Source organism: Actinokineospora fastidiosa, assembly GCF_014648415.1.
Taxonomy (GTDB): Bacteria; Actinomycetota; Actinomycetes; order Mycobacteriales; family Pseudonocardiaceae; genus Actinokineospora; species Actinokineospora fastidiosa.
Genome location: NZ_BMRB01000001.1, coordinates 1159447 through 1172975, shown reverse-complemented (window position 1 = coordinate 1172975; position 13529 = coordinate 1159447). Strand labels below are relative to the sequence as shown.

14 protein-coding genes are annotated in these 13529 nt (G+C 71.6%); 2 read left to right on the top strand and 12 right to left on the bottom strand.

Annotated features, from left to right (window positions below; translation table 11 throughout):
• Window positions 1–44: 44 nt before the first annotated feature.
• The 5 genes from IEY98_RS05540 to IEY98_RS05520 form a co-directional block, all read right to left on the bottom strand.
• Window positions 45–2000 carry a S8 family peptidase gene (locus IEY98_RS05540; protein WP_189209153.1) on the bottom strand — a complete coding sequence of 652 codons (1956 nt, stop codon included), beginning with the start codon at window positions 1998–2000 and terminating at the stop codon, window positions 45–47.
• Window positions 2001–2191: 191 nt separating this feature from the next.
• A complete protein-coding gene (purB, locus tag IEY98_RS05535; protein WP_189209152.1) occupies window positions 2192–3619 on the bottom strand; it encodes an adenylosuccinate lyase in 1428 nt (475 codons plus the stop codon).
• An 11-nt stretch (window positions 3620–3630) separates the two neighbouring features.
• Window positions 3631–4209: a TetR/AcrR family transcriptional regulator gene (locus IEY98_RS05530; RefSeq protein WP_189209151.1), complete on the bottom strand. Its 579-nt coding sequence runs from the start codon at window positions 4207–4209 to the stop codon at window positions 3631–3633.
• Window position 4210: 1 nt separating this feature from the next.
• Window positions 4211–4498 (bottom strand): hypothetical protein, encoded by a 288-nt coding sequence (locus IEY98_RS05525; protein ID WP_189209150.1) that lies wholly within the window; start codon window positions 4496–4498, stop codon window positions 4211–4213.
• Window positions 4499–4984: 486 nt separating this feature from the next.
• A complete protein-coding gene (locus tag IEY98_RS05520; protein WP_189209149.1) occupies window positions 4985–5512 on the bottom strand; it encodes a SigE family RNA polymerase sigma factor in 528 nt (175 codons plus the stop codon).
• A gap of 126 nt (window positions 5513–5638) precedes the next feature.
• On the opposite strand from IEY98_RS05520, the gene IEY98_RS05515 reads away from it, so the two are divergent.
• Window positions 5639–6667: a threonine aldolase family protein gene (locus tag IEY98_RS05515; protein WP_373292325.1), complete on the top strand. Its 1029-nt coding sequence runs from the start codon at window positions 5639–5641 to the stop codon at window positions 6665–6667.
• On the opposite strand, the gene IEY98_RS05510 is transcribed toward IEY98_RS05515, so the two are convergent.
• The 6 genes from IEY98_RS05510 to IEY98_RS05485 all read right to left on the bottom strand — a co-directional run bounded on the left by IEY98_RS05510 (window position 6639) and on the right by IEY98_RS05485 (window position 10240).
• On the bottom strand, window positions 6639–7394 hold the full coding sequence (locus tag IEY98_RS05510) for a potassium channel family protein (protein WP_189209148.1): 756 nt from the start codon (window positions 7392–7394) through the stop codon (window positions 6639–6641). The genes IEY98_RS05515 and IEY98_RS05510 overlap by 29 nt on opposite strands.
• 39 nt (window positions 7395–7433) lie before the next feature.
• Entirely contained in the window at window positions 7434–7607 is a 174-nt protein-coding gene (locus IEY98_RS05505) for a hypothetical protein (protein WP_189209147.1), read from the bottom strand.
• 76 nt (window positions 7608–7683) lie between these two features.
• On the bottom strand, window positions 7684–8835 hold the full coding sequence (locus tag IEY98_RS05500; RefSeq protein ID WP_189209146.1) for a pyridoxal phosphate-dependent aminotransferase: 1152 nt from the start codon (window positions 8833–8835) through the stop codon (window positions 7684–7686).
• Window positions 8836–9048: 213 nt separating this feature from the next.
• Window positions 9049–9213 carry a DUF397 domain-containing protein gene (locus IEY98_RS05495; RefSeq protein ID WP_189209145.1) on the bottom strand — a complete coding sequence of 55 codons (165 nt, stop codon included), beginning with the start codon at window positions 9211–9213 and terminating at the stop codon, window positions 9049–9051.
• Between the two features lie 2 nt (window positions 9214–9215).
• The gene (locus IEY98_RS05490; RefSeq protein WP_189209144.1) at window positions 9216–9386 is read right to left on the bottom strand and encodes a DUF397 domain-containing protein; all 171 of its coding nucleotides are present in this window, start codon (window positions 9384–9386) and stop codon (window positions 9216–9218) included.
• Window positions 9383–10240 carry a helix-turn-helix domain-containing protein gene (locus tag IEY98_RS05485; protein ID WP_189209143.1) on the bottom strand — a complete coding sequence of 286 codons (858 nt, stop codon included), beginning with the start codon at window positions 10238–10240 and terminating at the stop codon, window positions 9383–9385. Before IEY98_RS05485 ends, IEY98_RS05490 begins: the two co-directional genes overlap by 4 nt.
• A 110-nt stretch (window positions 10241–10350) precedes the next feature.
• Here IEY98_RS05485 and IEY98_RS05480 point away from each other — a divergent pair, with 110 nt between their 5' ends.
• Entirely contained in the window at window positions 10351–11280 is a 930-nt protein-coding gene (locus IEY98_RS05480; RefSeq protein WP_308425843.1) for a Scr1 family TA system antitoxin-like transcriptional regulator, read from the top strand.
• On the opposite strand, the gene IEY98_RS05475 is transcribed toward IEY98_RS05480, so the two are convergent.
• On the bottom strand, window positions 11264–13363 hold the full coding sequence (locus IEY98_RS05475; RefSeq protein ID WP_189209141.1) for a putative bifunctional diguanylate cyclase/phosphodiesterase: 2100 nt from the start codon (window positions 13361–13363) through the stop codon (window positions 11264–11266). The two genes, IEY98_RS05480 and IEY98_RS05475, sit on opposite strands and share 17 nt — an antisense overlap.
• Window positions 13364–13529: the final 166 nt, after the last annotated feature.

The window sequence follows — 13529 nt, the reverse complement described above, 5'->3', positions numbered from 1 at the left end:
GACGCCCCGGGAACTAGGGACGCCAGCGGCGGAACCATCAGTCACTACGTGGTCAGCGTCCACGAGTCGATGTAGCCGGTGTCGTTCGTCGCGATGTCCTGAACCCGCAGCTTCCACGTCCCGGCGCGGGACTCGGAGGACAGGTTCACGGTGGCCGTCCCGATGACGTTGTCCGCGCTGTCACTGGTGCTGGAGTTCTTCAACCGGTAGGCGGTCCCGTCCGGCGCCACCAGGTCGATCACCAGGTCGCCCCGGAACGTGTGCTGGATGGAGACGTCGACCTTGCTGGTGGCCGAAGCGGTCCCCGAGCAGGACAGGCTGATCGGGCTCTCCGCGGTGGCGTTGTCGTAGATCGTCACGTTGGTGCCGTTGGTGGCCGGGGCGCAGGTCCCCGGCGTGCCGCCACCGGTGGTCGCCTTGGTGTCCAGCGTCCAGGTGTCGAGGTAGCCGGTGTCGTTCGTCGCGACGTCCTGCACGCGCAGCTTCCACGTCCCGGCGGCGGTCTCGCTCGACAGGTTCACCGTGTACGTCTGGTTGATGTTGTCCGCCGACGACCCGGTCCGGTTGTGCAGCGTGTACGCGCTGCCGTCCGGCGCGATCAGGGAGACGACCAGGTCGCCGATGTAGGTGTGCACGATCCCGACCGTCACCGTCGCGCTGGACGAGGCGGTGCCGCAGGTCGACGCGATGGCGATGGAGCTCTCCACGGTCGCGTTGTCGTTGATCGTGTGGTTGGCGCCGTTGGTGCCCGAGCAGCCGGTCGGCTCCGGGTCCGGGTCGGGGTCGGGCGAGCCGCCGTTCATGAACGCGGTGTAGAGCAGGCGGTTCGGGGAGCCCGTGCCGATGCCGCTGAGCTTGTTGGTGCTGGCGTTGGTCACCAGCGCGTCGCGGACCTGGGCCGGGGTGGCGCCGGGGTTCTGCGCCAGGTAGACCGCCGCCGCGCCCGCGACGTGCGGGGACGCCATCGACGTGCCGGTCATCGTCGCGGTGCCGGTGCTGCTGGTGTGCGACGCGGAGACGATGTCCGTGCCCGGCGCCCAGATGTCGAGGCAGGAGCCGTAGTTGCTGGAGCTCGACCGCGCGTCGGTGCGGGTGCTGTTGCCGACCGTCACGCCCTCGGTGACGTACTGCGGGCTGTAGCCGCAGGCGTCGTCGGTGGAGTTGCCCGCGGCCATGACGAACTGCACGCCGCTGGCGATGAGCGCCTTGACGGCGTTGTCGGTCGCCGGGTCGGTGCAGCGCTGGCGGCAGCCGATGCTGTAGTTGACCACGGCGGGCTTCACCGCGTTGTTCTTGACCCAGTTGATGCCCGCGATGATGTCGTCGCTGGAGCCGGAGCCCTGGCAGTCGAGCACGCGGACGGCGTGGATGGTGGCCTTCTTGGCCACGCCGTAGCGGGTGCCCGCCGCGGACCCGGCGACGTGGGTGCCGTGGCCCTGGCAGTCGCTCGGGTTGCTGTCGCCGTCGACGAAGTCGTACCCGGCGGCGATGCGGCCGGTGAAGTCGGAGTGGCCTGCGTTGATGCCCGTGTCGAGCACGTAGACGTGGGCGCCCTGGCCCGCGTTGGTCGGGTAGGTGTAGGCGCCGTTCAGCGGCAGGTCGCGCTGGTCGATGCGGTCGTCGCCCCAGTTCGGCGGGTTGGTCTGGGTGTCGACGGCGGCCATCTGGACCGCCTGCTGGACGTACTCGACGTCCGGGTCCGCGGCGAGTCTGCGCGCCTGCTGCTCGGTCATGGTGACCGAGAAGCCGTTGATCACGTCGAGCCGGTGCCGGACCGCGCCGCCGTAGCGGCGGGCCTTGTCGGCCGAGGTGGTCTGGAGCGCGCCGGGGTTGTCCTTGAGCTTGACGATGTAGCGGTCCTTCGCCGCGCCGGGCGCGCCCGCGCCGAGGATGGTTCCCTCGGCGGCGGCGGGGACGGACAGCACGGCGATTCCGGTGGCCGCGGCGCCGAGCAGCACTGCCGCTCTGGTCGCCGCGCCACGCAGGGTGGTGAGCTTCATGCCGATTCCTAAATCTCGCAGGGAGCGCACAGCGGCAGGGTGCGGGATCGAGGGCCCGCGTCCACAAGGGACCTGTGCGCCGGGCGGGATGCTGCCATCCCGCGCGAGATTTGAGAAGTCCTCAGTCCACTCTGGCAATTGGGGAACGCGGCAGCTTGATTCAGCCGAACGCCGCGCTCATCATGTCGGCCTCAGAGAATCGCGGCGGGCGCGTACCCGGCCGCTTCCGGGAAGCGCTCCAGCACCGTCTCGACGCGCTTGACGACCTCGGCGACCTGCGCGCCCGCGACCCCGGTGAACGGCAGCCGGTCGGCCAGCAGCGCGTCGAGTTCGGCGCGGTCGAGCGGGATCCGCGCGTCGGCGGCGAGCCGGTCGAGCAGGTCGTTGCACTCGACGCCCTCCTCGCGCATGGCCAGCGCGACGGCGACCGCGTGCTCCTTGATCGCCTCGTGCGCGGTCTCCCTGCCGACGCCCGCGCGGACCGACGCCATGAGGACCTTGGTGGTGGCCAGGAACGGCAGGTACCGGTCGAGTTCGCGCTCGATCACCGCCGGGTACGCGCCGAACTCGCCGAGCACGGTCAGGAACGTCTCAAGGAGACCGTCTACGGCGAAGAACGCGTCCGGCAGCGCGACCCGGCGCACCACCGAGCACGACACGTCGCCCTCGTTCCACTGGTCGCCCGCGAGTTCGCCCACCATGGACGCGTATCCGCGCAGGATCACGGCGAAGCCGTTGACCCGCTCACAAGAGCGCGTGTTCATCTTGTGCGGCATGGCCGACGAGCCGACCTGGCCCGGCTGGAAGCCCTCGGTGGCCAGCTCGTGCCCGGCCATCAGCCGGATCGTCTTCGCCAGCGACGACGGCGCGGCGGCCACCTGCACCAGCGCGGACACCACGTCGTAGTCCAGCGACCTCGGGTACACCTGCCCGACGCTGGTGAACACCGACGCGAAGCCCAGGTGCGCGGCCACCCGCGACTCCAGCTCGGTCAGCTCGGACGGACCGCCCAGCAGGTCGAGCATGTCCTGCGCGGTCCCGACCGGTCCCTTGACGCCGCGCAGCGGGTAGCGCGCGATCAGCCCGTCGAGCCGGGAGAACGCGACCAGCAGCTCGTCGGCCGCCGTGGCGAAGCGCTTGCCCAGCGTCGTGGCCTGGGCGGCGACGTTGTGCGAGCGGCCTGCCATCACCAGGTCGGCGTGCTCGGCGGCGAGCCGGGCCAGCCGGGCGAGCACGGCGGCGACGCGCGCGCGGATCAGCTCCATCGAGCGCAGCACCTGCAGCTGCTCGACGTTCTCGGTCAGGTCGCGGGAGGTCATCCCCTTGTGCACGTGCTCGTGCCCGGCGAGGGCGTTGAACTCCTCGATCCGCGCCTTGACGTCGTGGCGGGTCACCCGCTCGCGCGCGGCGATGGACTCCAGGTCGACCTGGTCCAGCACCCGGCGGTAGTCGTCGATGGCGGCGGCGGGCACGTCGACGCCGAGGTCGGCCTGCGCGGCGAGGACGGCGAGCCACAGCTCCCGCTCCATCCGGACCTTCGCCTCGGGCGACCACAGGGTGGCCAGCTCGACCGAGGCGTAGCGGCCTGCGAGGACATTGGGGATACGCGGCTTCTGCACGTTGGGCCACTCTAGCCGAGGGCCCGGCGCAGCATCCGCCGCGCGTTCTCCCGGGGATCGGGGTCGACCTCGATCAGGGCGTTCACCACGGCCCCGTCGACCAGGGCGATCAGCTGCTCCAGCCGATCGGCGTCGATGGGCACGCCCATGGCGGCGAACGTGGCCAGCAGGAGCTTGCGCAGCTCGCCGCCGAGTTCCAGCATCAGCGGCCGCAGGTAGGGCCTGCGGCCGGTCGCCACCAGCCGCTCGTAGCGCAGCAGGACGGCCTCGAAGTCGCCGTCGGGCGCAGGCGGCCCGAGCAGCTGGTCGAGCACCAGCTCGACCAGCGTCTCCGGCGGCCGCTCCGCCAGCGAGTCCAGCAGCTCGTAGCCCTTGGCCAGCTCGGCGCGCCCGTGGTACTCCAGCGCGGCCATCACCAGCTCGTCCAGCGACTGGAAGTAGTAGGTCGTGGAGGCCAGCGGCAGCCCGGCCCGCTCGGCGACGGCCCGGTGGCGCAGCGCGTCGAAGCCGCCCTCGATCAGCAGCTCGGCGGCCGCCTCGACCAGCGCCTGGCGGCGACGCTCGCCCTTCGGGGTGCTCGCGGTGGTCAAGTCACAACTCGTCGGCGAGCCCGTCGGCGATCGCGCGCGCGTCGGCGGCGTCCAGCGGCGGGGCGGCCGAGCCGGGCACCGGCTCGATCACCACGACCAGCGTGCCGCCGGACTCCGCGACGGCCACCGCGCCCGCGGTCCCGGACGGGCGGTCCTGCCAGGGCGGCTGGAGGGTGAACGGGGTGCCCTCGGGCACGACCATCAGCGAGAGGAGGCCCTTGCGCGGGCCGTCGGCCACAGGGAGGGCGACGGACTTCGCGCCCGGGGGGCAGACCAGCGGGGAGGCCACCGGCGCACCGGCGGAAGTGGCGGCCGGGAGTTCGCCCGCGAGGGCAGCAGCGAACTCCCCGGCCGCCGTTCCACACCCCGTGGGGGTGCCGCCGGGTTCAGACCCGGCGCTCCCTGCGACTTCGCCCCCCTGCTTGGGCGTTGTCACCGAGAGGTCTGGGGTGGCGCGATCCTCTGCGCCGTCACGAGGTACCTCGTATGGAGCAGCGGTTTCGTTACCTTCGAGTACGGACGGAGAGGCCGCCGCCGCCGAATCGTTACCGGAACCACCGTTCGGCCCAGTCCACAACGCGACGCCGGTCGCGGCGCCGCCGACCAACAGGGCGAAGCCTAGCGCCGATCCGGCCAGAAGTCCGTTCCTCTTTCGGGTCAACCTCGCCGACTCCGCCGTGACGTCGCCCTCGTCGAAGGTGGGCGCGGGCACGTCCCGGACGGCGTCCTGGAACAACGAGGAAATGCGCTTCTCGTCCATCGACTCCCACCTCCCCTACTGGGCTGACCTCAGGTCGTCCAACGCGTCGCCGAGCACTGTCCGCAAGGTTGCCAGTCCGCGCGCGGTCTGGCTCTTGACGTTGCCCTCCGAGCACTTGAGCACGGCAGCCGTGGCGGCCACGTCCAAGCCTTCCAGGAACCGCAGGACCAGCACCGCCCGCTGCCTCGGCGGCACCCCGGCCAGGCCGTCGAGCAGCGCCGACCGGGTGGCCACGGTGTCGCTCATGTCACCACCGGCCCCGTCGCGGGCAGGCCGCTCCGGGACGGCGTCGACATGGCGCTCCCGCCGCCACGGCCGCCGCGACTCGTCGATCGCCGCCCGCACCACGCTGCGGCGGACGTAGGCGTCCAGGGCCCCTTTGTCCCGGACCTTGCGCCACCTGCGGTGCAGTGCGACGAACGCGGTCTGCGCCAGGTCGTCCGCCCGGTGCCAGTCGCCGCAGAGCAGGTACGCGGTCCGCCGCACGGCGTCGCGCCGGGCGGCGAAGTACTCCGCGAACTCCCGCTCCTCGCTCTGGTCCACGCGGACGCTCCTGTTGTTCCGGACTGGGGACGGATCTGTGGTGCCCAACGGTTGCACGGACCGGGTGGGAGACGCACGCCACCCCCGGCAGCAGCCGCGCGCGCGTGGCTGTGGTGTGATCTGTTCGTGACCTTCCCCCGCATCGACCTGCGCTCGGACACCGTCACCCAGCCCGATGACGGCATGCGGGCCGCCATGGCCGCCGCCGAGGTCGGCGACGACGTCCTCGACCACGACCCCACCATGCGCGAGCTGGAGGAGCGCGCCGCCGACCTGCTCGGCATGGCCGCGGCCCTGTGGGTGCCGAGCGGCACGATGGGCAACCTGATCGCGCTCATGCACCACCTGGAGCGCGGCGACCGCTACCTGGCCCCGCGCGCCGCGCACGTGCTGGAGGCCGAACTGGGCAGCGGCGCGTGGCTGGCGGGCGGCATGCCGCAGCCGCTGGACTGGTCGGCGGGGCCGGGCCGGATCGCGCCCGAGGACCTGCGGGTCCACCTGGGCGGGGACGGCCCGTACTACACGCTGCGCACCCGGTTGCTGTGCCTGGAGAACACCCACAACTTCGCAGGCGGCGCGGTCACCCCGCCCGACGAGCACGCCAAGCTGGTCGCGCTGGCCGCCGACGCGGGCGTGCGCGTGCACCTCGACGGGGCCCGGATCTGGAACGCCGCGGTCGCCCTCGGCGTGCCGCCCGCCGCGCTGACCGTGGGCGTGGACACGGTGCAGGTGTGCCTGAGCAAGGGCCTGGGCGCGCCGGTCGGGTCGCTGGTGTGCGGGTCGGCGGAGTTCGTCGCCGAGGCCCGGCGGCTGCGCAAGATGCTCGGCGGCGGCGTCCGGCAGGGCGGCGTGCTGGCCGCGGCGGGCCTGCTCGCCCTCGACCGGGTCCCGGAGCTGGCCGCCGACCACGCCAACGCCGCCCGCCTCGCCGACGGCCTGGCCGCGCTGGGCTGGCAGGTGGCCAAACCGGAGACCAACATCGTCATCGCCGCCGTCCCGGACACCCGGCACGCCCTGGCCACCCTCGACCGGCTCGGGGTGGCCGCGGTCGCCGTGCCCGGCGGGGTCCGGTTCGTCACGCACCGCGACGTGACGACGGCCGACATCGACGAGGCGCTGGCCAGGATCAGGGCGGACTCGACCCGGACCGGTTGACCCCGGCGAGCTCGGCGCGCAGCGCGGCGAGTTCCCCGCGCATGGCGACGACCTCGGCGTAGGTGGACTCGTCCTTGTCCTCGGCGCCCGCGATCTTCTCCAGGAACCAGGACGCGATCGTGCCCGTGGCCACACCGATGAGCGCGATGCCGCCGATCATCAGGGTGGCCGCGATCAGCCTGCCCTCGGTGGTCACCGGGTAGCGGTCGCCGTAGCCGACGGTGGTGATCGTGGTCAGCGTCCACCAGAGCGCGTCGCCGAAGGTGGTGATGTTGGCCTCCGGATCGCGGCGCTCGGCGTCGAGGACGGCCAGGGCGGCGGCCAGTCCGATCAGGAGCGTCGTGCCCGCGACGTAGATGCCGACCCGGCCGCGCAGTCCGGAGCCGAACCGGCGGTTGAGCACCCGCAGGACGGTCAGCAGCCGCAGCGCGCGGAGCTGGCGCACCATCGGCAGGGCCACCGCGAGCAGGTCGAGAATGTGCCTGCCGACGAACCGCAGTTTGCGCCGGGCCAGGGACAGCCGGATGACGTAATCGGCGGCGAACAGCACCCAGATCACCCAGAGCGTGCCTTCCAGCACGGAGTGCAGGCCCCGGTCCATGCCCTCGTCGAGCACCTGCCAGGCGTAGACGCCCAGGAACAGCAGGGCCAGCGTGGTCAGCGCGAGGTCGGTGCGCGCTTCCCACGCGCTGACCGCGGGTTCGGTCTCATCGGTCTGCTTGGACACGCGGACATGCTGAACCCCCCGACCGCGATCGGGCAAACCTCAGCCGCGGATCTGCTTGCGCGCGCCCCTGCCCTTGATCGCGCCGTAGGCCGCCACGCCGACGGTCGCCACGGCGGCGACGATCAGCAGCGTGCCGAGCACCTCGAACACGAAGCCGAGCACACTGAACGCGATCCAGATGACGATGATCGCGCCGATGATCTTGATCAGCATCTGCGCCTCCCGGTTTACCCAGGTCAACGCTTCGCGACGGTCGAGGGTTCCGCGCAGGGGCACCCCGGTCCGGATGTCAGCGCAGCCAGCCGCCGATCCGCGCCAGCGCCTCGCGCACGTCCTCGGTGGAGCCTGCGAACGACAGCCGGACGAACCGGCGCCCGGCCACGGGGTCGAAGTCGATCCCCGGCACGATCGCCACGCCGGTGTCGGCGAGCAGCCGCTTGCAGAAGTCCATGGAGTCGTCGGTGAGGTGGGACACGTCGGCGTAGGCGTAGAACGCGCCGTCGGCGGGGGCGACCTCGGTGACGCCCAGGTCGGCCAGTCCCGCGATGAGGATGTCGCGGTTGGTCCGGTAGCGGGTGACGTGGGTGTCGAGTTCGGCGTAGGTCGCGGGGGTGAAGGCGGCCACGGCGGCGTGCTGGGCGATCGCCGGGGCGCAGAGGTGGAAGTTGCCGGTCAGCCGGTCGACCGCGCGGTGCAGGCCGGGCGGGACCAGCAGCCAGCCGAGGCGCCAGCCGGTCATGCCGAAGTACTTGGAGAAGGAGTTGACCACGACGGCCTCGCGGGAGGACTCCCACGCGCACGCGGTCGGGACGCCGTAGGAGATGCCGTGGTAGATCTCGTCGCTGATCAGCCGGACGCCGCGCTCGGCGCACCAGGTGGCGATGGCGGCGAGTTCGGCGGCGTCGAGGACGGTGCCGGTCGGGTTGGCGGGGCTGGCGACGATCACGCCGTCGAGCGGGCCCGCCTCCTCCAGCATCGCGACGGTGGGCTGGAAGCGGACGTCGGCGCCGCAGGGGAGGTCGACGACCTCGCAGCCCAGCGCGGACAGGATGTTGCGGTAGGCGGGGTAACCCGGCCGGGCGAGGGCGACGCGGTCGCCCGCGTCGAAGGCGGCGAGGAAGGCGAGCAGGAAGCCGCCGGAGGAGCCGGTGGTGACGATGACGTCGGACTCGGCGATGTCGAGGTCGTAGCGGCGGTAGTGGGCGGCGATCGCCTGCCGCAGCTCGGGGATGCCGACCTGCTCGGTGTAGCCGAGGGGACCGGCGTCGATCGCCTCGGCGGCGGCGCGCCGGACGGCGGCGGGCGCGCCGGTGGACGGCTGGCCCGCGGCGAGGGAGATGACGTCGCCGTGGCTGCGCTGGCGGGCGTTGGCCGCCGAGACGACATCCATGACGTGGAAGGGCGGGATGTCGGCCCGCTCCGCGACCTTGTGGAACTGCATGGGCTGGAGCCTATGTTCTCGCCGAGGAGCGCCGGACGACGAAGGCGACCCGGCGCTCCTCGGCCGCTCCACGGCGGTGGCTGCCGACGGCGGCCCCGCAGCCACCGGTCCCCGGATGCCGTAGGTGGACGCGGGGAAGTGAAACGGCGGCAGGACGCCCGGGTGAGGGCTGTCCTGCCGCCGTCGAGCTGGATCACCGCTGCCGGGACCCGGCTAGCGCTTCACCTCGGCGAGAAGCGCGTCGACCGAGCGCGGCGGGAACCAGAGCACCCCACCGTCCCGGCACTTGGAGTCGCGCACGCCAGCGATATCGGCATCACGCGCCAACTCCACACAGTTGTTGTCGCCACCGCTGAAACTGCTGACACGCCACTCCATAGCTACTTCTTCACGTGAGCCAGGAACGCGTCGAACGCGAACGAGGGGAGCCGGAGCGCCCCACCGTCCCGGTGCTTGGAGTCCCGCACACCAGCGACCTCGACACCACGCGCCAGCTCCACACAGTTGTTGCTTCCTCCGCTGAAGCTGCTGGTACGCCACTCAGTGCTCATAGTTCCTCCATCGCCTCGGCCTGCGCCCTGATCAACGCCGCCGACTCCGCACCGGACAGCGCTAGGGCGGACACGTCCTGGAACATCGCCACGAACTTGGCGGTGTCGGCCGCGTCGTCTACCCATTCTCCTCCGCCGGGGTACTCCAGGTACACCGTGTTCGGATCTTCGTCTTCGAAGCCGAAGATCGTCACCGGGCCGGACATCGTGCCGTACGCACCGGCTCCATAGTCGATGACCTGGATCTCGATGTTGTCGCGCTGACCGGCGGCAAGCAGGTGCCTGAGTTGGTCGGCCATGACGGAGGGCCCGCCGACGCGGCGCTTGATCACGGCCACGTCGAGGACGGCGTGCAGCCGAAGAGGCTGATCGCCTTCGAGGAGTCGCTGGCGTGCCAGGCGCGCATTGACCAGCCGATCTTGTTCAACAGAGGTGTCGACGATCCGGTAGGAGGACTGCTGGATCGCTGCCGCGTATTCAGCGGTCTGAAGCAGACCGGGCACGCAACACGGTTGAACCTCGCTGATCGTTGTCGCGTCCGCCTCGGTCCGCAGGAACGCCCGGAACTTCGGTGGGACAGCAGAGGAGAAGGCAATCCGTGTGCTGTCCTGTTTGGCGTCCTCCCAGAGACTTTCCACCTCCGCACGTTCCTCCGCGGTGGCGTTGTAGAGCACGAGCATCGTCGACAACTCGGCGAAGGCGCAGAGGTTGTAACCGTTCTCGTACTTGGAGACCTGTCCCGCTGATCGACGCAGCAACGCGGCGACCTGCTCGATGGTGTGGCCGGACCGTTCGCGGAGACGGGCCAGGGTCTGACCCACCTTGCGCTTCCGCCTTGTCTGCATGCTCGGCATGGGCAACACCCTAGGTCGCTAGACCGAGGGGCGATAGTCACTCGAACGAAGGATGTTGGGGAGATTTTTCGCCCTTTATCGTTTCCCTGTCGACGGGATCGCGGACTGCCATGGCGGGTCGACGCCTCCATCCCCGCCGTGGACTCCGCGGCCGCGGTCCCGTCGGCCCGACTCACCGAGCGGGACACCAGGGCAGGAAGAGGGCAGACATGTCGGGACGGCGCAGGTCACCACAGGCGCGGGATCGGATTCTCGGAGCACAGCTGCGGACCATCCGCATGGAGCGAACAGACCTCTCCCTGGAACAGGCGGCCGAGGTGTCCATGATCTCCCTGTCCACGCTGAGCCGCATCGAGAACGGCAAGCGGCACATCACCAGCGAGGACGTCGCCCTCCTCCTCACCATCTACCGCGTGCCCGCGCGCCAGCGCGCCCTGCTGGTCGACGCCGCCCGGGCCGAGGTGCCGAGCGGCTGGTGGCAGGGGCGGCTGCCCGGCCTGCCGCCGGACATCGGCGTGGCCAGCCACGAGTGCACCGCGACCGCGCTCACCAGCTGGTCGATCGCGGTCCTGCCCGAGCTGCTCCAGACCCGCGCCTACGCCTCCGCCTTCCTGCGCATGAACGGCACGGAGCAGCGCGAGATCGACACCCTCTGGGAAACCCGCGCGCGGCGGCGGGACCAGGTCTTCGCCAGGGCCGACATCACCGCCTTCGTCCACGAACTGGCCCTGCACACCCCGTTCGGCGGCCGGGCGGCCCTGAAAGAGCAGCTCCACCACCTGCTCGCTTCCGTGGACCGGGGCATCGGCGTGCGCCTGCTGCGCATCGGCGAGCCGCTGGGCGCGCTCGTCCACCCGTGGCTGCTGTGGGAGTTCCCGAGGGACCCCGCCGTCGTCCACGTCGGACTCCAGCGCAGCGAGGTGTTCCTCCACGAGCCCGAGATCGGGCTCTACCTCGCCGCGCGCACCGAACTCGCGCGGGCTGCGTGCACCGTGGCCGAGACGCGCACGGCCATCGCCGCGGTCATCGACCGGCTGTGACGTCCGCGGTCGCGTCCAGCCAGCGCTCGATCTCCTCCGGCGGGCCCGGTTTGGCGTAGAGCCAGCCCTGGGCGCTGTCGCAGCCGATGGCGCCCAGGCGGTCGGCCTGCTGCGGCTCCTCGACGCCCTCCGCGATGACCTCCAGGCCCAGCACGTGGGCCAGCGACACCAGGCTCGTCACGATCTGGCTGTCGGCGGGGTCGGCGGCGGGGATGCCGCGCAGGCCCTCCATGAACGACCCCGCCAGCTTGATCGCGTGGACCGGCAGGTGCCGCAGGTAGGCCAGGTTCGAGTACCCCGTGCCGAAGTCGTCGATCGCTATGCGCACGCCCAGGTCCGCCAGCCCGTGCAGCGCGGCCAGCGGCTTGCCCGTCGTCTCCATGATCGCCGACTCGGTGAGCTCCAACTGGATCGCGTTCGCCGGGATGTCCGCCGCGGCCAGGATCGTGCCGACGTCGGCGACCAGGGTCGGCTCCTCGGTCTGGCGGGCGGCGAGGTTGACGCTGACCCTCGGCGCGCGGCAGCCGTACGCGTCGCGCCAGCGGCGGGCCTGGCCAGCGGCCTCGCGCAGGACCCAGCGGCCGATCGGGACGATCAGCCCCGTCTCCTCGGCCAGGCCGATGAACTGGTCGGGCCCGAGCCGCCCGAACTCCGGGTGCGCCCAGCGCACCAGGGCCTCGACGCCGACCAGCGACCCGTCCGCGAGCCGCACGATCGGCTGGTAGTCGACGTAGAACTCCTCGCTCTCCACGGCGGCGGGCATCCGCGCCGACAAGGTGAACCGGGCGACCTCGCGGGCGTTGCGGTCGGGGTCGTAGTCGGCCCACCTGTTCTTGCCGTCGGCCTTGGCCCAGTACAGCGTCACGTCGGCGTCGCGCATGGTCTCGGCGGGGCTGGTGCCCGCGACCGGGCGCTCGACGACGCCGATGCTGGCCGACACCGACAGCCGGTGGCCGCCGATGCTGACCGGCTCGGCCAGCGCGGCGAGGATGCGCTCGGCGAGGTCGACCAGCTCGTCGCGGCCCGTGCTCTGCTCGACCAGCACCACGAACTCGTCGCCGCCCATCCGCGCGACCAGCCGGTTCGGGGCGGTGACCAGGGCGTCGAGGCGGGCGGCGACGGCGACCAGCAGCTCGTCGCCGACGTCGTGGCCGAGGCTGTCGTTGATGACCTTGAAGCCGTCGAGGTCGAGGTAGCAGACGCCGACGCGGTTCTCCTCGCCGAGGGCGAACGCGGCGGCGAGCCGCTCGGAGAACAGCGCGCGGTTGCCCAGCCCGGTGAGCGGGTCGTGGTTGGCCTGGTGGCGCAGCCGCTCCTCCAGGCTGTGCCGCTCGGTGATGTCCTCCATCATCCCGACCATGAACCGCGGGGCGCCGTTCTCGTCGCGGACCAGGGAGACCGACTGGTCGACCCACAGGCCGGTGCCGTCGGCGCGCTTCAGCAGGCGCTCCATGCGGTAGTGGTCGCGCTCGCCCGCGACCATCTCGGCGAACGGCTCGCGCATCGCGGCGGGCTCGTCCGGGAAGCGCAGGTCCGCCGCGGACATCCCGACCAGCTCGGCCTCCGGGTACCCGAACATCGCGGCGAAGGCGGCGTTGACCTCCAGCAGCGTGCCCACGGCGTCGGTGATCACGATCCCGATCGCGGCCTGGGTGAACATCGCCCGGAACCGGGCCTCGCTGGCCAGCAGGGCGGCCTCCACGCCGCGCCTGGCCTCCAGCGCCGCGCGGCGGATGGCCTCCTGGTCGCGGAAGATCCGCTCCTGCTGGGCGGCGACGAACCCGCTGGTCAGGGCCCCCTGCAGGGCGGGCAGGTGCGGGCCGGACAACAACTCCCCGAACAGTCGGACGCTGGCGGCCAGGGTCGCGGCGCCGGTCAGGCTGAGCTCGACGAGCGCGGTGCCGACCTTCTCGACCGCCGCCGTGTCGGGCTCGGGCGCGGCGAGCGCGGCGTAGACGACATCGGTCAGTCCGCGCACGCGGCCGACGAGCGTGGCCCGGTCGAGGGCCACGTATCCGGTGGAGACGAGTACGCCCGTCCACCTTTCGGCGAACGCGTCCGGTCCGACCGGTGCGGTGTCCACTTCTCACCCCTTCCGCCACTCCACGGACAGTTTCACCTGAACAACGCCTTGTCACCAGAGCGGTTGCGCATTTGCGGAGTGTCACCACCTCTGTTCACATGAGGCTTCCGGGTGACTACCGAAAGCGTCCGGGAACGAGGTGGCCATGGTCAAGTCTCCACCGCCG

Coding starts and splice junctions, on each gene's coding strand:
- IEY98_RS05540 (WP_189209153.1), bottom strand. CDS start 2,000: ATGAAGCTCACCACCCTGCGTGGCGCGGCGACCAGAGCGGCAGTGCTG.
- IEY98_RS05505 (WP_189209147.1), bottom strand. CDS start 7,607: ATGCTGATCAAGATCATCGGCGCGATCATCGTCATCTGGATCGCGTTC.
- IEY98_RS05500 (WP_189209146.1), bottom strand. CDS start 8,835: ATGCAGTTCCACAAGGTCGCGGAGCGGGCCGACATCCCGCCCTTCCAC.
- IEY98_RS05495 (WP_189209145.1), bottom strand. CDS start 9,213: ATGGAGTGGCGTGTCAGCAGTTTCAGCGGTGGCGACAACAACTGTGTG.
- IEY98_RS05490 (WP_189209144.1), bottom strand. CDS start 9,386: ATGAGCACTGAGTGGCGTACCAGCAGCTTCAGCGGAGGAAGCAACAAC.
- IEY98_RS05485 (WP_189209143.1), bottom strand. CDS start 10,240: ATGCCGAGCATGCAGACAAGGCGGAAGCGCAAGGTGGGTCAGACCCTG.
- IEY98_RS05480 (WP_308425843.1), top strand. CDS start 10,351: ATGGCGGGTCGACGCCTCCATCCCCGCCGTGGACTCCGCGGCCGCGGT.